Here is an 18,331-nt window from a genome sequence, read left to right on the forward strand (position 1 = left end):
CTCCACGAGGGCGCGGCGGTCCCTGCCCGCCGCGGCGCGGTCGGCTTCACGACGTGGTGCGTTCCGCAGAGCGGGGTGCGTCGCCCGGCATCGATCCGCCGGCACGCGGATCACTGTCGGCGGGCTCCAGGGGGGGGCGGCGGTCCCCGCCCGCCACGGCGCGGTCGGCTTCACGACGTGGTGCGTTCCGCAGAGCGGGATGCGTCGCCCGGCATCGATCCGCCGGCACGCGGATCACTGTCGGCGGGCTCCACCTCGTCGAGCGGCGGCCACCTGCTCCTGCGGTCGAGCAGGGCGGGCGTGCCTGAGTCGTGCCGGTCGAGTCGCCGCGGGACGCGGCGTATCGAGACCCGCCAGGCACGGGCAACGGGTCGATGCTGGTCGAGAGGCCGCGGGACGCGGGGCATCGAGACCCACCGGACCGGGACTGCCCGTGCTGCTGCGGGCCCGCGTCAGGGGGCCAGGACGGCGACCGTCAGGCCGGGCGTGGCGGCGGGGGCGTCCATCGCGGCGAGGGCGGCGGGCAGGTCCTCGAAGGCGATGGTGCGGCCGACGGAGTCGGCGGGGCGCAGACGGCCGGCGACGATGTCGTCGAGGAGGGCCGTGTAGCCACTCCGGGCGATGCCGTGGCTGCCCAGCAGCTCCAGCTCCTGGGCGATGACCCGGCCGAGCGGGATCGCCGGTGCCGCGTCGGGCCCGAGGAGCAGACCCACCTGCACGTGCCGGCCGCGCGGACGCAGGGCGGCGATCGACGCCTCCGCCGTGACGCTGCTTCCGACGGCGTCGACCGCCAGATGCGCACCCCCTCCGGTCGCCGCACGGATCGCCTCGGCGGCACCCTCGCCTCCGGGGACGGTCACCGCCCCGAGCGCGGCTGCGGCCTCCCGCGCCGGGGCGGAGACGTCCGACGCCACCACACGGGCCCCGGCCGCGAGCGCGACGATCACCGCGGAGAGGCCGACTCCGCCGCAGCCCAGCACCGCGACCCACTCCCCCGGGGCGACCCGGCCGCGCTCGTGCAGGGCGTGGTACGCGGTCCCGAAGCGGCAGCCGAGACCGGCCGCCTCGACGAAGCCGACGGAGTCGGGCAGGCGCACCAGGTTCAGGTCCGCACCCGGCACGGCCACCGCCTCGGCGAACGACCCGTCGAGGGTGAATCCCGGCTGCTGCTGCCGGAGGCACACCTGCGTCGCCCCCTCCCGGCACTGCTCGCAGTCGCCGCAGGCGAACACGAACGGCGCCGTGACCCGGTCACCGACCGCGAAGAGCGACACCTGGGCTCCCGTCGCGATCACCGTCCCGGCGAACTCGTGCCCGGGGATCTGCGGCAGGACGACCGAGTCGTCGTGCCCCTTCCACGCGTGCCAGTCGCTCCGGCACACCCCGGTCGCCGCGACGCGGACGACGACGCCGTCGACGGGGCAGACGGGCTCCGGGACCTCGACGATCGCGGGGAGGGCGGAGAAGGACGAGTAGCTCACGGCGCGCATGCCGAGAGTCTTCCAGAGGCCCGGGCGGCGCTCTGCCTACAGTGCGTCGACCGGGATGCCGCCGGTGCCCGGCTGGGCGGGCTCGCGGTGGACCGGGTAGACGGTGCCCCGGGCGCGGTCGATCGCGATGCTGCCGACGGCGAGCACGATTCCGGCCGCGGTCAGGCCCACGCCGACCCAGATGGGCGACAGGTAGCCCAGTCCGGCGGCGATCGTCAGGCCGCCGAGCGCGGCACCCACCGAGTTGCCGATGTTGAGGGCGGAGTGGTTGAGCGCGGCCGCGATCGTCTGGCTGTCGCGCGCCACGTCCATCAGCCGGGTCTGGATCGCGGGCGACGCGGCCGCCGAGAAGCCCGCCGAGAGGAACGCGAACACCACCAGCCCGACGACCGACGAGGCCGACAGCGCGAGCCCGATCAGCGAGACGCCGACGCCGGCGAAGAACACCACCAGCGCCCGCCGCACGTCGCGGTCGGCGGCCCAGCCGCCGACGAGGTTGCCGACGGTCATCCCGAGGCCGATGACGACCAGGATCCACGGGACCGCGCCGAGCGGCAGGCCCGTCACCTCGGTCGCGAGCGGCGAGATGTAGCTGTACATCGCGAAGAGTCCGCCGAAGCCGATGGCGCCGACGAGGAGGGTCATCCAGACCTGCAGGCGCCCGAACGCCCGCAGCTCGTTGCGGACGGTCGCCGCCGGATTCCCGGGCTGCGCGGGCACCAGAAGCTGGACGGCCACGACGGTCAGCGCGAAGAGCACCGCGACCACGAGGTAGGCGCTGCGCCAGCCGGCCACCTGCCCGACCCAGGTGATCGCGGGCACGCCGATGACGTTCGCGATCGTGAGCCCGGAGAGGACGAACGCGACTCCCTTGCCGCGCTTGCCGGGACCCATCAGGTCGGCGGCGACCAGGGAGGCGATGCCGAAGTAGGCGCCGTGCGGGAGCGCGGCGACGAAGCGCGCGGCGAGGACGAGCGGGAAGCTCGGGAGCAGCGCCGAGCCGATCGTCCCGACGGTGAAGGCGACGAGGAGGGTCAGGAGGAGCCTCTTGCGCGGCCAGCGCGCCGCTGCGGCGGCGATGGTGGGGGCGCCGACCACGACACCGAGCGCGTAGGCCGAGATCAGCATCCCCGCCTGCGAGACGGCCTGCTCCTGGCTCGCGGCCCAGACCCCGGGGAGGAGGTCGGCGGCGAGCTGCGGGAGGAGCCCCATCGCGACGAACTCGGTCGAGCCGATGCCGAAGCCCCCCATCGCGAGGGCGAGCAGGGCGAGGCGGGTCCGAGCGGGCGAGAGCGTCACCGGTCAAGGCTACTCAGGATCGGGCGGATGTCGAATCGATTCGAGAAAGCCCGGACACGAGAGGTCTCGGCGCGGACCCGCTACTCCCCCAGCGCGTCGTTCAGCCGGGCGATCTTGCCGTCGATCTCGCCCGAGTAGCCGGGGCGGATGTCCGCCTTCAGGACGAGCGACACGCGCGTCCCGAACGCTCCGACGGCCTCCGTCGCGCGCTTGACGACGTCGAAGACCTCGTCCCACTCCCCCTCGATCTCGGTGAACATCGAGGTCGTCCGCGACGGCAGGCCGCTCTCGCGGACGATGCGGACGGCGGCGGCGACGGCGTCGTGGACGGACGCGTCGGGCGCCTCGCCCCCGGACGGTGCGACCGAGAATGCGACGAGCATGGGAGCCTCCTTGACTGCGCGCACCGCGTGCCGGCCCCGCGCCCTCCGAGCCTACGAGCCCTGGGGCGCCAAGCGGGTCTCGCCGGTCAGCGACGACGCGGAAGTCGTGGCGCCGAGTGCGACGACCCGCGCCGTCCCCATCCTCCACAGCTCGCGCAGCAGCCAGCCGAGCAGCACCACGAGGAGGATGTTCCGCACGGTCAGCACGAGCACCATCCACCAGTGCGACCAGAGGAGGAAGAGGTAGAGGTACGGGTAGACCACCTGGGTCAGAGCCGCAGTGACGAGCGTCAGCTTCGCGGGCCGGTCGAACGCGCCGTCGCGGCACGCGATCAGCCCGGCGATCACCGGCGGCGCGAGCCAGACGATGTACTGCGGCGAGAGCACCTTGTTGGTGTCGATGAACACGACCACGAAGGTCAGCGCGAGCAGCGGGAACAACCTGGCGGGGTCGGCCCGGCGGGCGAGAGCACGGGCACCCAGCAGGGCCACGCCGAGCATGGCCAGAGCGAGCAGCGGGGTCATCAGGCTCGCCGCGAACTCGGTGCCGGGCCCGTGCATCTCGAAGGTGTTGATGTCGGCGGCGTAGTAGACGTAGCTCCCCGATCCCGGGAGTACCGACAGCCACATCCAGGGAGTGCTCACGACGGCCTCGATCTGGAGGCCCCGATCGGTCTGGTCGGTGACGAAGCTGAAGACCTGGTCCCCGCCGCCGACGAGGACGACCGCGAGCACGATGATCACGGAGGCGACCGCGGGGACGAGGACCATCCGCAGCCGTCCGCGCAGGACCAGCACGGCAGCGGCGAGGATCGCGGCCGGCCACACCTTGATCCAGGTGGCCACGGTCAGCAGCAGCGCCGCGACGCCCGGACGGGTCGCCGCCCAGAGCATCCCGGCGATGGCCGGCGGCGCGGTGAAGGCGTCGATGCGGCCGATGGCGATCGGCCCGAGGAGGACGAGGAACAGCAGCCACCAGCGCGCCGCCGCGAGGCGCGGTGCCGACCGGCCGCGCAGCAGCAGGGCGAAGGCGGCGGCGTCGGCGAGCGCGACGAGGACGAGCCACATCAGGTCGTAGCCCGCCGAGCCGAAGAGCCAGGAGGCGGCGATCGGGCCCCAGGCGAGGATCGGGTAGACCCAGCCCGTGTCGATCCCGGCGATGCCGCCGCCCTCGACGGCGGTCCTCATCCACTCCTTGTAGACGATGCTGACGTCGCCCATCGGCAGACCCGGAGCGAACAGCGCCAGGAGGGAGAGCACCACGTGCACCAGCGCGAAGGCGCCCCAGAGCACGGCGACGGAGTCGCGGTTCTCGCGCAGCCGGGCGAGGGGGCGGGAGGACGCTCGAGGAGGGGAGGACGGCACCGCGTCATTGTAGAGGGGCCGCTGAACGGGACCCTGGCAGCACCTGAGCCCGCCTGAGAGCGCCGCTCCCGCCGGGCATCGGTCCCCCCGGCGGCGTCGGTCGCCGCCGGGCGTCGGCAGACGGCGTCGCGACCCGACGAACTCAGTAGCCGGCGAACGCGTCGGTGCGGATCCGCTTCGCCCCGGCACCGCGCAGGGCGCCGCGGACCGAGTCGACGAACGACGGCGACCCGGAGACGTAGCCCACGCGGCGGCCGGCGTCCGGCACCGCGTCCGCGAGCAGCTCGGCGGTCAGTCGGCCTGTGACGTGCGACCACCGTGCGGGCAGGTCGGTCGGCGTCTCCTTCGAGCAGAGCACGACCCGGGCCCCCGACTCCTGCAGCAGGTCGCGGTACGCGACCTCGGCGAGGCTCGGCGCGGCGACCACGACGACGACGTCCCGCCGCGGACCGTCCGCGAGCGAGCGGAGCTGACTGGCGAACGGGGTGATCCCGATGCCGCCCGCCACCAGCAGCAGCGGCACGGCGGGATCGGCCGGCAGGACGAAGTCACCGCCGACGCTCGTCGCCCGGAGCGAGTCGCCGGGCTCCAGCGCGGCGAGGGCGCGCTTGAAGCTGCTCGCCTTCTCCGGCATCCGCAGGGCGATCGCGATCTCGCCGTCGGACGGAGCGGAGGAGACCGAGAAGGTGCGCCGGCTGCCCCGGCTGTCGGCGCGGTGCGGCAGGTCGAGCTCGAGCCACTGGCCCGGCTCGAAGGCCAGCGGCGAGCGGGAGCGGAAGCGGTACTCCGCGATGCCCGGCGCCAGCACGCGAGTCGAGGCGAGCTCGAGCGTGTGCCGCCGACGCTGGCGGAATGCGAAGGCGAACGCGAGGGCGTTGCCGACCACGAGGCCCAGCTCCGGAGTGGCGGAGACGACGCCGATGTGGAAGGGAACGCTCGCCACGAGCGCTGCGACGACCGCGATGATCAGCTGCTGCGAGCGGCGCGGCGCGAGCGTGAGCGGCTCCGTCAGCATGAAGGCGCCGGCGAAGACGAAGGGGTAGGCCGTGAGGACCAGGGCCGCCGCGGCGCCGAGGTCCTGGCCGTTCTGCACCGCCTGCTGCACGGACACCCCGCCGGCGACGACGACGAAGACGGCGAAGACGGCGAAGCGGCGGACCCGCGCGACGATCAGGAGGGAACCCACGACGACGAACGGCCAGATCGCGCCACTGGCGATCCACCAGGCTCCGGCGTTGAGCCCGGTGAAGCCGATGATCAGCACGGCGACCGCGGCCGGATTGAAGAGGTGGCGGCCCCGCCAGGCGAGGACGTACTTGGACGCGGCGGCGATCGCGCCGACGAGCGCGATCACGGCGAGCCCGCGGGGATCGGCCGTCGGGAAGAGGAGGCAGGCGATCAGCAGACCGGTGACGAGCGAGGACTCCAGGTGCGCGCGGCTCCGGAACAGCCTCGCGAGGACCGCGCTGACCAGGGCCGTCGAGGCGACGGCGACGAGCGTCGTGCCGAGGATCTCGAGCGGCGTCGAGAAGATCAGGCCGGCTGCGGCGTAGCCGACGGCGACGAGCAGGAGCGCGGCGAGCGTCATCCAGACCAGCCGGTAGGTGGTGACGCGGCCGAGGGCGCGGTCGAAGGTGCCGATCATCGGAAGACCTCTCCGGGGAGGGAAGGCGAGTAGTGGAGGGTGCCGTCGCTGCGGACGCGGACGAACTCGAAGTCGAAGCGCTCGGCGAGGGCCTCGGGCGGACAGACGAACAGCGCGGTCGCGAGCCCGTCGGCGACGAGGGCCGTGTCGGCCACCGCCCAGGCGGCGACGATGCTCTCGACCGGAGCTCCGGTCCGCCCGTCGAGGACGTGGTGGAGGCCGCTGCCCCAGGCGCGGCGGTTGCTCGCCGAGCCGCAGAGCGCGCGGTCGCCGGGCACCGCCACTCCCAGTGCGCTGCTCGGGTCCCACGGGTGCTCGAGGCCGACCCGGACGGGTCCGGCTCCGATGCCCCGGAGGTCGCCGCTCGCGTCGACGACGGCGGGCCCGACTCCGTCGAGCTCCTCGAGGACGAGGTCGACGAGCTGGCCCTTGCCCGCGGCGCCGACGTCGACGACGGTCCCGGGCTCGACCCGCAGTCCCGCCGCCCCGCGTCGGGCGGCGGCCCAGGAGGGAGCGGGGACGGCGGGTCCGCGCGGGACGAGGGTGTACGCGGAGTCGTAGCCGAGCTGCTCGAGAGAGCCGCCGACGAAGGGGGTGACCGCCCCGCCGGTCAGCTCGTCGAGCACGTCGTACAGTGCGAAGAGGTCGACCGCCTCGTCGGGGAAGACGTGCTCGCCTCCGACCCGCAGCTGCGAGACGGCGGAGTCGTCACGGAACCGCGACCAGGTGCGGTCGTACTCCGCGATGCGCGCCTCGACCCGCGAGCGGTGGGAGGGCCCGAGCGGCTCGGCGGTGTCGATCTGCCAGCCGGTGCCGATCGCGTCGAACCGCCACGCGTGGCCGAGGACCGTCGGGGCGTCAGGCCGTGGCATCGGCCTTGATGGTCTCGACGGCGTCGTTGAAGCCGCCGGAGGTGAGGGAGGACCCCGACACCTTAGAGACCTTCAGCTCGTCGAGCTGCTTGCCGACGACCTCGCCCGCGATGCCGCCCGCGAAGCGCGACTGGTACTGCTGGCCGGTGGGGTTCTCCGACTCCGGGGTCACGGTCACGTCGGTGACGACGCCGTCGGCGAGGGTCAGCGAGACGCCCACCTTCTCGTTCCCTCCGGGCGAGGTGTAGGCGCCCTCGGCCTCGTAGGTGCCGTCGGCGTAGCTGCTGCCGCTCGCGGCGGAGGACGCGGCGCCGGTGGCCTCGGGGGCGGAGCTGGTGGCGGTGCTCGGAGCGGTGGTGGTCGCCGCGTCGGCGGCGTCGCTCCCGGTCGTGGTGGTGCTGGAGCAGGCGGCGAGCGCGGCGAGGGTGCCGGCGCCGGCGAGGAGGGTCAGGGCGTAGCGGGCGGGAGTCGTGGTCTTCGCGGTCATGTCTGTTCTCCTGGTCAAGCCGGACGCGGCGGATCCGACGGTAGAGGTGCTCGCTTCGAGCACCCGATGAGGCGGCGGTGCGGAGCCGGTGAGCCGGGCAGCGGGCGTCGCTTCCTCCAGGACAACGGCGGCGGTCCCGGTTCGGTTCAGCGCTCGTCCGACGGGCGTGTCAGCGCAGGAGCGCGGCGACCACTCCGGGCAGGTGCTCCGCGATGTCGAGCGCGGCGATCGGGCCGCCGGCGGAGGCGCTCCGTCCGGCCTCCGCGTGCAGGACGGCGGCCGCGGCTGCCACGGGGGCGAGGTCCTCCGCCGTCAGAGCCGCCCCGGCCGCCTCGGTGTCCGCGGCCCGACCGGCGAGGAGTGCGCCGAGCACGCCGCCGAGGACGTCGCCGCTGCCCGCGGTCGCCAGCCAGGGCGTGGATCCGGAGACCTCGAGCTCGACGCCGCCCGCGACGACGTGGGTGGTGCCGCCCTTGAGGAGCACGCAGACTCGGAGGCGGTCCGCCGCCCGGCGCGCCCACTCCCCCGGGGCCTCGGCGATCGTCGCGGCGTCCGCGTCCAGACCCGCTCGGCCGAGCACTCCGGCGAGCTCGCGGTAGTGCGGCGTGATGACGACCGGGCCTGCGGCCTCGTCGATCAGGTCGAGCGCGCCCGCGTCGAGCACCACCGGGACTCCCGAGCGCAGCTGCTCGATCAGGGTGCGCCGCTCCTCGTCGCTGCGGTCCTCGGCGCTGGTGCCGGAGCCGACGAGCCAGGCCTGCACGCGCCCCACCGCGGTCACGACCTCCGGCCGCCGGGCGAGCACCAGTCCCGCGGGCCGCTCCGGTCCGAGGTACCGGACCATGCCGACTCCCGTCCGCACCGCCGCCTCGACGCCGAGCACCGCCGCTCCCGGGTACCGCTCCGACCCGGTCGCGATCCCCAGCACCCCGCGCGTGTACTTGTCGTCGTCCTCCCGCGGCACCCTGATGCTCCGCGCCGCCTCCGCCGTCCCGACCCGCTCACCCATCCCGCCACCCTACGTCGCCCTGCGACGGATCCGCCCGGTGCCGGCGCAGCCGCACTGATGCCGGCGCGGCGCACTGGTGCCGGCGCAGCCGCACCCCTCTCCCCTTTCTGCAGGGGGGCGCGTGTGCTGGAGGGGGCAGTCGCTGGGCGAAGGAGGAAGCGGTACCGGCGGTACCGCGCCCGACGACAACGCCGCGAACGCCCCCTCCAGCACCCGCGGGCGCGGGCCGAGGAGGGGTCGGATGCAAGGCGGAGGAGGAAGCGATTCCGGCGGTATCGCGCCCGACGACAACGCCCCCTCCAGCACCCGCGGGCGCGGGCCGCGGAGGGGTCGGATGCAAGGCGGAGGAGGAAGCGATACCGGCGGTATCGCGCCCGACGACAACGCCGCCTCCAGCACCCGCGGGCGCGGGCCGCGGAGGGGTCGGATGCAAGGCGGAGGAGGAAGCGATACCGGCGGTATCGCGCCCGACGACAACGCCGCAGACGGCCCCTCCGCGGCCCGCGCCTAGCGGCGGGTGGCGTCGTCGACTTCGCCGACGAGCTCCTCGATGATGTCCTCGAGGAACAGCACTCCGGTGGCGCGGCCCTGCTCGTCGAACGCGCGGGCGAGGTGGGCGCCGGTGCGCCGCATGATCGCGAGGGCGTCCTCGAGGTCGGTGGCCTCGAAGATCGAGGCGAGCTGGCGGATGCGCTTGGCGGGGACGGGGAGGCGGAACTTGGCGCCCTCCGTGTCGCCGTCGAGGTCGAGGACGTCCTTGAGGTGGATGTAGCCCTCGGGGGTGCCGTCCTCGCCGAGGATCACGTAGCGCGAGAAGCCGTGCTTGGCGACGGCGCGCTCGACGTCGGCGGGGGTCGCTCCGCTGGGGAGGCTGACGATCCCGTCGAGGGGCAGGGCGACGTCGTGGACCTTCTTCTCGGTGAACTCGAACGCGGCGAGGAGGGTCCCGGTCGAGTCGCGGAGCGTGCCCTCGCGGGTGGACTGGTCGACGATCGTCTGCACCTCCTCGAGCGTGAAGGTGCTGTTCGCCTCGTCCTTGGGCTCCACCTTGAAGAGGCGGAGCACTCCGTTCGAGACCGCGTTGAGGGCGACGATGATCGGGCGGAGGACCCGGGCGATGGCGACGAGCGGCGGCGCCAGGAGGAGCACGGCGCGGTCGGGCATCGAGAACGAGATGTTCTTGGGGACCATCTCGCCGAGCACCACGTGCAGGAACGACACGATCAGCAGCGTGATGACGAAGGCGACGGTGCCGGAGAGCTCGTCGGGGATGCCGACGGCGTGCAGCGGCACCTCGAGCAGGTGGTGGATCGCCGGCTCGCTCACGTTGAGGATCAGCAGCGAGCAGACGGTGATGCCCAGCTGCGTGGTCGCGAGCATCAGTGTGGCGTGCTCCATCGCGGCGAGCGCGGTGATCGCGCTGCGGCGTCCGCTCTCCGCGAGGGGCTCGATCTGGGAGCGGCGCGCGGAGATGACCGCGAACTCCGCTCCGACGAAGAAGGCGTTCGCGGCGAGGAGCACCACGAGCCAGGCGATTCCGGCCCAGTCACTCATCGTCGGACTCCTTCCGTCCGCGGTGTCCGCGGGCGACGTCGGCGAGTGGGTCGGGGATCCCGTCGGGATCCGCGTCGGGGTCGGGCGTGAAGCGGAGGCGGTCGATGCGGCGGCCGTCCAGGCGCTCGACGCGCAGCGAGCCGCCCTCGACGTCGACCCGGTCGCCGACGGCGGGGAGGCGGCCGAGCTCGCTCATCACGAATCCGGCGACCGTCTCGTAGGGCCCCTCCTCGGGGATGTGCACGCCGGCGCGGTCGAGGACCTCGTCGGGGCGGAGCATGCCGGGGAAGGTGGTGGAGCCGGGGAGCTTGACCACGTCGGCCCGGGAGCGGTCGTGCTCGTCGGCGACCTCGCCGACCAGCTCCTCGACCAGGTCCTCGAGCGTGGCGACGCCCGCCGTGCCGCCGTACTCGTCGACGACGACCGCGAGCTGGAAGCCGCGTCCGCGCAGCTCCGTGAGCAGCACGTCGAGCTTCATGGTCTCGGGGACGCGGAGCGGCTCGGAGCGCAGCGCCGTGACGGGCACGTCGGACCTCTTGCCGCGGGGCACGGCGACGGCCTGCTTGACGTGCACGACTCCGACGATGTCGTCGATGTCGTCGTCCGTGATCGGGAAGCGCGAGAACCCGGTGGTGCGGGCGAGGTCGAGCACGTCCTGCGCGGTGCTCGCGCGCTCGACCGTCGACAGGCGCAGGCGCGGCGTCATCACGTCGCCCGCGGTGAGGGCGGAGAAGCGGAGGGTGCGCCCGAGCAGGTCGGCCGTGTCCTCCTCGAGCAGTCCGGCACTGGCGGAGTGGCGCACGAGGCTCGAGAGCTCCTCGGCGCTGCGGGCGCCCGAGAGCTCCTCCTTCGGCTCGATGCCGACCAGGCGCAGCAGGGCGTTCGCGCTGCCGTTCAGCAGGGCGACGGCCGGGCGGAACACCGTCGTGAACGCGGTCTGCAGCGGCACGACGAGCTTCGCGGTCGCCCGCGGCAGGGCGAGGGCGAAGTTCTTGGGGACCAGCTCGCCGAGGATCATCGACAGCAGGGTCGCGATGACGATGGCGACCACCGTCATGACCGGCGCGAGCGCCTCCTCCGGGATGCCGAATCCGCTGAACGGCTCCTGGAGCAGCGTCGAGAGGGCGGGCTCCATCGTGTAGCCGGTGAGCAGCGTCGTGAGGGTGATGCCCAGCTGCGCGCTCGAGAGGTGCGTGGAGGTGACGCGCAGGGCCGCGATGGTCATGCCCAGGCGCGTCTCGCCGCGGTCGCGACGGGCCTCGAGGTCGGCCCGGTCGAGGTTCACCAGCGCGAACTCGCTGGCGACGAAGACGCCGGTGCCCAGGGTCAGCAGCAGGCCGACGCCGAGGAGGAGCCACTCAGTTCCCACGGTGGTCGCCCCCGGTCACGAGAGGGAGGTGCGAGGAGGGCCGGACAGTGCGGGCCGGCGCAGCGGCGGCACCGGAGCGGCGGGCGGGAGTCCGAGGAGCACGGCGGCGAGCGGAACGGGCCGGATGCGCAGAGGGAGGGTCGTCCATTGTGGCGCCGAGTCTACCCGCCGCGGAGCGCCGCCGGGCGTGCTCCGACGCGGCGGCTCAGAGCCACTTCTTCCGCTTGAACACCGCGTAGAGCGCGAAGCCGAACAGCACCATCAGGCCCAGCGCCCAGGGGTAGCCGAGGCGCCAGTGCAGCTCCGGCATGTCGTCGAAGTTCATCCCGTAGATGCCGGCCACGAGCGTCGGGGCGAAGAGGATCGCCGCCCACGAGGAGATCTTGCGGACCACGTCGTTCTGGGCGAGCCCGGTCTCGGTCTGCCGACGCGAGACGAGCGTCGAGTGCACCGTGAGCGCCTTGTCGAGGATCGCGCGCAGGGAGTCGACCGCCTCCGTCACGCGGATGGTGTGGTCGAGCACGTCGCGGAGGGAGCGGCGCAGCTCGATCCGCTCCGGCGAGGGCGAGGGCTCCCCCTCCACGGGCGTCGACTCCTGCAGCAGCTCGTGCAGCAGGGCGGTCAGCGGCTGCACCGAGCGCTGGAAGTGGATGACCTCGCGCGAGAGCCGGTAGATGCGCTCGGAGAGCCCGTCGTCCGAGTCGTCGCCGAAGAGCTGGTCCTCGATCTCGTCCACGTCGCCCTGGACGCCGAACACCACCGGCGCGTACTCGTCGACGACCTGGTCGAGGATCGCGTAGAGCACCGCTTCGGGCCCGCGGGCGAGAAGGGCCGGATCCTCCTCCAGGCGGCGGCGCACGCGGGCGAGGTCCGGGGAGTCGGCGTGCCGGATGGTGACCACGAAGTCGGGGCCGACGAAGACGTGCAGCTCGCCGAAGACGACCGTCTCGGCGGCATCCGCGTAGCGCGCCGGCCGCAGCACGACGAAGAGCCCGTCGTCGTAGCGCTCGAGCTTGGCCCGCTGGTGCCCGCTCAGCGCGTCCTCGACGGCGAGCGGGTGCAGCCCGAACTCCTCGGCGACCGCCTCGACCTCCTCGCGCGTCGGGCGGTAGAGGCCGATCCAGGCCATGCCGTGCTCGTCGCGCATCAGCTCGAAGGTGTCCTCGAGCGAGTCGGGGTTCCGGATGCGGCGGCCGTCGACGTACACGGCGTTGTCGACGATGGTCATGGGCTCGGTTCTAGCACGCGGCGCCCGCTCACCAGCTGACCGGCAGCGCCTTGCCCTCCTCGTAGCCCGCGGCCGACTGCAGGCCCACGTGCGCCCGCTCGTGGAAGTCGGCCACGCTCCGGGCGCCGGCGTAGGTGAAGGACGAGCGGACCCCCGAGGTGATCATGTCGAGCAGGTCCTCGACCGAGGGCCGCAGCGGGTCGAGGTAGATGGTGGAGGAGGAGATGCCCTCGGCGAAGAGGCGCTTGCGGGCGAGCTCGTAGGCGTCGAGGCGGTCGAAGCGCTCCTGCACCGCCTTGGCCGAGGCCATGCCCCAGCTCTCCTTGTAGACCCGGCCGGCCGCGTCGCTGCGCAGCTCCCCCGGAGCCTCGATCGTGCCGGCGAACCAGGAGCCGATCATCACGGAGGCGGCGCCCGCGGCCAGCGCGAGGGCGACGTCGCGCGGGTAGCGCACACCGCCGTCCGCCCAGACGTGGGCGCCCAGCTCGTGCGCGCGCTCGGCCGTCTCGAGGACGGCCGAGAACTGCGGGCGGCCGACCGCGGTCATCATCCGGGTGGTGCACATCGCGCCGGGGCCGACGCCGACCTTGAGGATGCCCGCTCCCGCGTCGACGAGATCGTGCACCGCGTCGGCCGTGACGACGTTGCCCGCCGCGATCGGCACTCCGAGATCGAGCGCGGAGACCGTCCGGAGCGCCCGGAGCATCCCCTCCTGGTGGCCGTGCGCGGTGTCGAGGACGAGGACGTCGACGCCCGCGGAGACGAGCGCGCGCGCCTTCGCCTCGACGTCGCCGTTGATGCCGATCGCCGCCGCGACGCGCAGACGCCCGTCCGCGTCGAGCGCCGGGTCGTAGACGGTGGAGCGGAGGGCGCCGGTGCGCGACAGCGTGCCGACCAGGGCGCCGTGGTGCAGCACGGGGGCGAAGTCGAGGTCGGCGGCCACCATGAGGTCGAAGGCGGCCCGCGCGGTGGGCACGTCGTCGGCGTCGATCGAGGGGGTGGCGGAGTGCACCAGGTCGCCCAGGCGCGCGTCCGGCAGCGCGGTCGCCAGGCGCGAGGCCGGGACGCAGCCGAGGATCGCGCCGCCCTCCTCCTGCACCACGAAGCCGTGGCCGGCGACGGCCGGCAGGATGCGCAGCGCCTCCTCCACGGTCGTCGCCGGCGAAGCGGTGAGGGCGCCGGAGAAGGCGACCGGCTGGCGCTTCACCCAGCGGATCGCGGCGTCCAGCGCCTGCAGGGGCATGTCCTGCGGGAGGACGCCGAGCCCGCCCCGGCGCGCGAGCGTCGCTGCGAGGCGCTGACCGGTGACCGAGTTCATGTTGGAGGAGACGACGGGGATCGTCGCCCCGGTGCCGTCGCCCGGGGCGAGCGAGACGTCGAGGCGGCTCGTCACCGACGAGCGGCCGGGGACGAGGAAGACGTCCGAGTAGGTGAGGTCGCCTGAGGGTGTTCCGCCGGAGAAACGCATGGGGGAAACGCTACTCCGGCGCGGCCCCGGGTCGGCCGTGCAGGGAACGGGGCTAGGCTTGGCGACCGGGACGGGACCAGGCGACGGCACCGGTTCCCGCTGGTGCGAGGACGACCTCCTCCGCCGCGGTGGCAGGCGCCGAGGGATGCGACGGGCCCGTCCGGATGATCGAGGACGAATCAACGGAGAGAGTGGGCGATCGGCTGTGTCGAGCCAGTTGACCGGAGCAGGAACAGAGCAGGGCGCGGAGGACTTCGGAGCCAACGAGTGGCTCGTGGAGGAGCTGTACGAGCAGTACAGCGCCGACCGCGCCTCGGTGGACGAGTCCTGGTGGCCCATCCTGGAGCGCTACGGCGCCCAGCTCGCGAACTCCGGCAAGGACGCTCCGGCTCCGGCTCCCGCCGCGGCCCCCGCGCCCGCCGCCTCGAAGCCCGCCGCTGCCGCCGAGCGCGTCTCGTCGAGCGGCGGAGGCGCCGTGACCCATCCCGCCGCGGCCTCCTCCTCCGAGTCGACCCCCGCCTCCCGCACCACGTCGAAGCAGCCGAAGGCGCAGCCGATCCCGGCCGACGCTCCGGTGAGCAAGCCCTCCGCCGAGGACTCGACGCCGGACGAGGACGTCGTCACCCCGCTCCGCGGCATGGCGAAGAGCCTCGCGACCAACATGGACGCCAGCCTCAGCATCCCCACCGCGACGAGCGTCCGCACGATCCCGGCGAAGCTGATGATCGACAACCGCATCGTCATCAACAACCACCTGCGCCGCACCCGCGGCGGCAAGGTCTCGTTCACGCACCTGATCGGCTGGGCGCTCATCCGCGCGCTCAAGGACTTCCCGAGCCAGAACGTGTTCTACGACGAGGTCGACGGCAAGCCCGCGGTCGTCGCCCCGGCGCACGTCAACCTCGGCATCGCGATCGATATGCCGAAGCCCGACGGCACGCGCGCCCTGCTCGTGCCGAGCATCAAGCGCGCCGACACGCTGAGCTTCACCGCCTACCTCTCGGCCTACGAGGACCTGGTCAAGCGCGCGCGCGGCAACAAGCTCGTCGCCGGCGACTTCGCGGGCACCACGCTCTCGCTGACGAACCCCGGCGGCATCGGCACGGTCCACTCCGTCCCCCGCCTGATGAAGGGCCAGGGCTGCATCATCGGAGCCGGCGCCCTCGAGTACCCGGCGGAGTTCCAGGGCGCGTCCGAGAAGACGCTGGTCGAGCTGGGCATCGGCAAGACCATCACCCTGACCTCGACCTACGACCACCGCGTCATCCAGGGCGCCGGCTCGGGCGAGTTCCTCAAGATCGTGCACGAGCTCCTGCTCGGCGGCCGCGGCTTCTACGAGGACATCTTCGCCGCGCTGCGCATCCCCTACGACCCGATCCACTGGTCCACGGACATCGCCGTCGACCTCGCCGAGCGCGTCTCCAAGACCGCCCGCGTGCAGGAGCTCATCAACTCGTTCCGCGTCCGCGGGCATCTGATGGCCGACGTCGACCCGCTGGAGTACGTGCAGCGCTCGCACCCCGACCTCGCCATCGAGAGCCACGGCCTCACCTTCTGGGACCTCGATCGCGAGTTCGTCACGGACGGCTTCGGCGGCAAGCGCCAGCTCAAGCTGCGCGACATCCTCGGGATCCTCCGCGACTCGTACTGCCGCACCGTCGGCGTCGAGTACATGCACATCCAGGACCCGGAGCAGCGCGCCTGGATGCAGCAGAAGCTCGAGCGCGGCTACGAGAAGCCGGGCCACGACGAGCAGCTGCGCATCCTGGGCAAGCTCAACGAGGCCGAGGCCTTCGAGACCTTCCTGCAGACCAAGTACGTGGGCCAGAAGCGCTTCTCGCTCGAGGGCGGGGAGTCGCTCATCGCGCTGCTCGACGCCGTCCTGCAGGGCGCGGCCGACGAGCACCTCGACGAGGTCGCGATCGGCATGGCCCACCGCGGCCGCCTGAACGTGCTGACCAACATCGCCGGCAAGACCTACGGCCAGATCTTCCGCGAGTTCGAGGGCACCCAGGACCCGCGCACGGTCCAGGGCTCCGGAGACGTGAAGTACCACCTCGGCACCGAGGGCACCTTCCGCGGCGCGGCGGGCGAGGAGATCCCGGTCTACCTGGCGGCGAACCCCTCGCACCTCGAGGCCGTGAACGGCGTGCTCGAGGGCATCGTCCGCGCCAAGCAGGACCGCAAGCCCATCGGCACCTTCACCACGCTGCCGATCCTCGTCCACGGCGACGCCGCGATGGCGGGCCAGGGCGTGGTGGTCGAGACCCTGCAGATGTCGCAACTGCGGGCGTACCGCACCGGCGGCACGATCCACATCAACATCAACAACCAGGTCGGGTTCACGACTCCCCCTCACGAGGCCCGCACCTCGATCTACTCGACCGACGGCGCGAAGACGATCCAGGCGCCGATCTTCCACGTGAACGGCGACGACCCCGAGGCGGTCGTCCATGTCGGGCAGCTCGCGTTCGAGTACCGCCAGCGGTTCCACCGCGACGTGGTCATCGACCTGATCTGCTACCGCCGGCGCGGGCACAACGAGGGCGACGACCCCTCGATGACCCAGCCGCTGATGTACAGCCTGATCGAGGCCAAGCGCTCGGTCCGCAAGCTGTACACCGAGGCGCTCGTCGGCCGCGGCGACATCACCGAGGAGGAGTACGACCGCGCCCACCAGGACTTCCAGGACCGCCTGGAGCGCGCGTTCGCCGAGACCCACGCCGCGCAGACCGGCGCGATCCCCGTGATCACCGCCGACGGCGACTCCGTGGCCGACCTCGAGCTGCCCGACGCGCAGCAGGGCGAGGACTACCCGGGCGAGCCCGAGGTCACCGGCGTGAAGACCGAGGTCGTCACGCGAATCGGCGACGCGTTCACGACGCCGCCCGAGGGCTTCACCGTGCACCCCAAGCTCCAGCAGCTGCTGGCGAAGCGCCAGGAGATGAGCCGCTCCGGCTCCATCGACTGGGCCTTCGGCGAGCTGCTCGCGCTCGGCTCGCTGCTGCTCGAGGACACCCCGGTGCGCCTCGTCGGCCAGGACACGCGCCGCGGGACCTTCGTCCAGCGCCACGCTGTCCTCCACGACCGCGAGAACGGCCAGGAGTGGCTGCCGCTGATGAACCTGTCCGACCAGCAGGCCCGGCTCTGGATCTACGACTCGCTGCTCTCGGAGTACGCGGCGATGGCGTTCGAGTACGGCTACTCGGTGGAGCGGCCCGACTCGCTCGTGCTGTGGGAGGCGCAGTTCGGCGACTTCGCGAACGGCGCCCAGATCGTGATCGACGAGTTCATCTCCTCGGCCGAGCAGAAGTGGGGCCAGCGCTCGTCGCTCGTGCTCCTGCTTCCGCACGGCTACGAGGGCCAGGGCCCCGACCACTCGTCGGCCCGGATCGAGCGCTACCTGCAGATGTGCGCGGAGCGGAACATGACCGTCGCGCGCCCGTCGACGCCGGCGTCCTACTTCCACCTGCTGCGCCGCCAGGCCTACTCCCGGCCCCGCCGCCCGCTGATCGTCTTCACCCCGAAGGCGATGCTGCGCCTGCGCGGAGCCTCGAGCCCGGTCGAGGACTTCACCTCGGGCCGCTTCCAGCCGGTGATCGACGACGCGCGGATCCACGACGCCTCCGCCGTGAAGCGCGTCCTGCTCCACGCCGGCAAGGTCCACTACGACCTCAAGGCGGAGCTCGAGAAGAAGCCCGACGACGGCATCGCGCTGGTCAGGGTCGAGCAGTACTACCCGGCGCCGATCGAGGAGCTGCGCGGCATCGCCGAGCGCTACCCGGACGCGGAGCTCGTCTGGGTGCAGGACGAGCCCGAGAACCAGGGCGCCTGGCCGTTCATGGCCCTCGAGGTCGCTCCGAAGCTGGGCCGGTCCATGCGCGTGGTCTCGCGCCCGTCCGCGGCCTCCCCCGCGGCCGGCTCGGCCAAGCGGCACGCCTCCGAGCAGGCCGACCTGCTGTCGCGGGCGCTCACCCGCTGACCCGCGGTCCGCACGACGCGGTCGGGCCCGTCGGAACCTCGTGTTCCGGCGGGCCCGTCGCGCTGCGGGCGGACCGTGCCTGACCGCAGGCCCGCAGAAACCGGCAGAGGCGCTCACGACGTGCGAGTACCGCGGCGACCGGAGGCCGCCGGACACGACGGAGCCCCGGCCCCTCGAGGG

Annotated in this window: 13 protein-coding genes; 1 reads left to right on the forward strand and 12 read right to left on the reverse strand. The window is 73.1% G+C overall.

The window, feature by feature from the left end:
• Positions 1 to 452 precede the first annotated feature (452 nt).
• The 12 genes from C5C29_RS01165 to C5C29_RS01220 all read right to left on the reverse strand — a co-directional run bounded on the left by C5C29_RS01165 (position 453) and on the right by C5C29_RS01220 (position 14,169).
• Positions 453 to 1,490 (reverse strand): alcohol dehydrogenase catalytic domain-containing protein, encoded by a 1,038-nt coding sequence (locus C5C29_RS01165; protein WP_104224448.1) that lies wholly within the window; start codon positions 1,488 to 1,490, stop codon positions 453 to 455.
• 36 nt (positions 1,491 to 1,526) lie between these two features.
• Positions 1,527 to 2,741, reverse strand: coding sequence for an MFS transporter (locus C5C29_RS01170; protein WP_104224460.1), 1,215 nt, complete (start codon positions 2,739 to 2,741; stop codon positions 1,527 to 1,529).
• A 128-nt stretch (positions 2,742 to 2,869) separates the two neighbouring features.
• On the reverse strand, positions 2,870 to 3,172 hold the full coding sequence (locus tag C5C29_RS01175; protein ID WP_104224449.1) for a thiamine-binding protein: 303 nt from the start codon (positions 3,170 to 3,172) through the stop codon (positions 2,870 to 2,872).
• A gap of 51 nt (positions 3,173 to 3,223) precedes the next feature.
• Positions 3,224 to 4,537, reverse strand: a complete 1,314-nt coding sequence (locus tag C5C29_RS01180; protein ID WP_104224450.1) for a glycosyltransferase 87 family protein — start codon at positions 4,535 to 4,537, stop codon at positions 3,224 to 3,226.
• A 142-nt stretch (positions 4,538 to 4,679) separates the two neighbouring features.
• The gene (locus C5C29_RS01185; protein WP_104224451.1) at positions 4,680 to 6,182 is read right to left on the reverse strand and encodes an oxidoreductase; all 1,503 of its coding nucleotides are present in this window, start codon (positions 6,180 to 6,182) and stop codon (positions 4,680 to 4,682) included.
• A complete protein-coding gene (locus C5C29_RS01190) occupies positions 6,179 to 7,054 on the reverse strand; it encodes an FAD:protein FMN transferase (protein WP_104224452.1) in 876 nt (291 codons plus the stop codon). The genes C5C29_RS01185 and C5C29_RS01190 overlap by 4 nt, the downstream gene beginning before the upstream one ends.
• The gene (locus C5C29_RS01195) at positions 7,041 to 7,541 is read right to left on the reverse strand and encodes an FMN-binding protein (protein WP_104224453.1); all 501 of its coding nucleotides are present in this window, start codon (positions 7,539 to 7,541) and stop codon (positions 7,041 to 7,043) included. The genes C5C29_RS01190 and C5C29_RS01195 overlap by 14 nt, the downstream gene beginning before the upstream one ends.
• A gap of 169 nt (positions 7,542 to 7,710) precedes the next feature.
• Positions 7,711 to 8,550 carry an ADP/ATP-dependent (S)-NAD(P)H-hydrate dehydratase gene (locus C5C29_RS01200; protein ID WP_104224454.1) on the reverse strand — a complete coding sequence of 280 codons (840 nt, stop codon included), beginning with the start codon at positions 8,548 to 8,550 and terminating at the stop codon, positions 7,711 to 7,713.
• A 507-nt stretch (positions 8,551 to 9,057) separates the two neighbouring features.
• Positions 9,058 to 10,104, reverse strand: a complete 1,047-nt coding sequence (locus C5C29_RS01205) for a hemolysin family protein (protein ID WP_104224111.1) — start codon at positions 10,102 to 10,104, stop codon at positions 9,058 to 9,060.
• Positions 10,097 to 11,473, reverse strand: a complete 1,377-nt coding sequence (locus tag C5C29_RS01210; RefSeq protein ID WP_104224112.1) for a hemolysin family protein — start codon at positions 11,471 to 11,473, stop codon at positions 10,097 to 10,099. Before C5C29_RS01210 ends, C5C29_RS01205 begins: the two co-directional genes overlap by 8 nt.
• A 205-nt stretch (positions 11,474 to 11,678) precedes the next feature.
• A complete protein-coding gene (gene corA / locus C5C29_RS01215; protein WP_104224113.1) occupies positions 11,679 to 12,701 on the reverse strand; it encodes a magnesium/cobalt transporter CorA in 1,023 nt (340 codons plus the stop codon).
• 28 nt (positions 12,702 to 12,729) lie between these two features.
• Entirely contained in the window at positions 12,730 to 14,169 is a 1,440-nt protein-coding gene (locus C5C29_RS01220; RefSeq protein ID WP_104224114.1) for a GuaB1 family IMP dehydrogenase-related protein, read from the reverse strand.
• A 205-nt stretch (positions 14,170 to 14,374) separates the two neighbouring features.
• On the opposite strand from C5C29_RS01220, the gene C5C29_RS01225 reads away from it, so the two are divergent.
• The gene (locus tag C5C29_RS01225) at positions 14,375 to 18,151 is read left to right on the forward strand and encodes a multifunctional oxoglutarate decarboxylase/oxoglutarate dehydrogenase thiamine pyrophosphate-binding subunit/dihydrolipoyllysine-residue succinyltransferase subunit (protein WP_181074964.1); all 3,777 of its coding nucleotides are present in this window, start codon (positions 14,375 to 14,377) and stop codon (positions 18,149 to 18,151) included.
• Positions 18,152 to 18,331: the final 180 nt, after the last annotated feature.

This window comes from Rathayibacter sp. AY1H2 (assembly GCF_002931985.1).
GTDB lineage: Bacteria > Actinomycetota > Actinomycetes > Actinomycetales > Microbacteriaceae > Rathayibacter.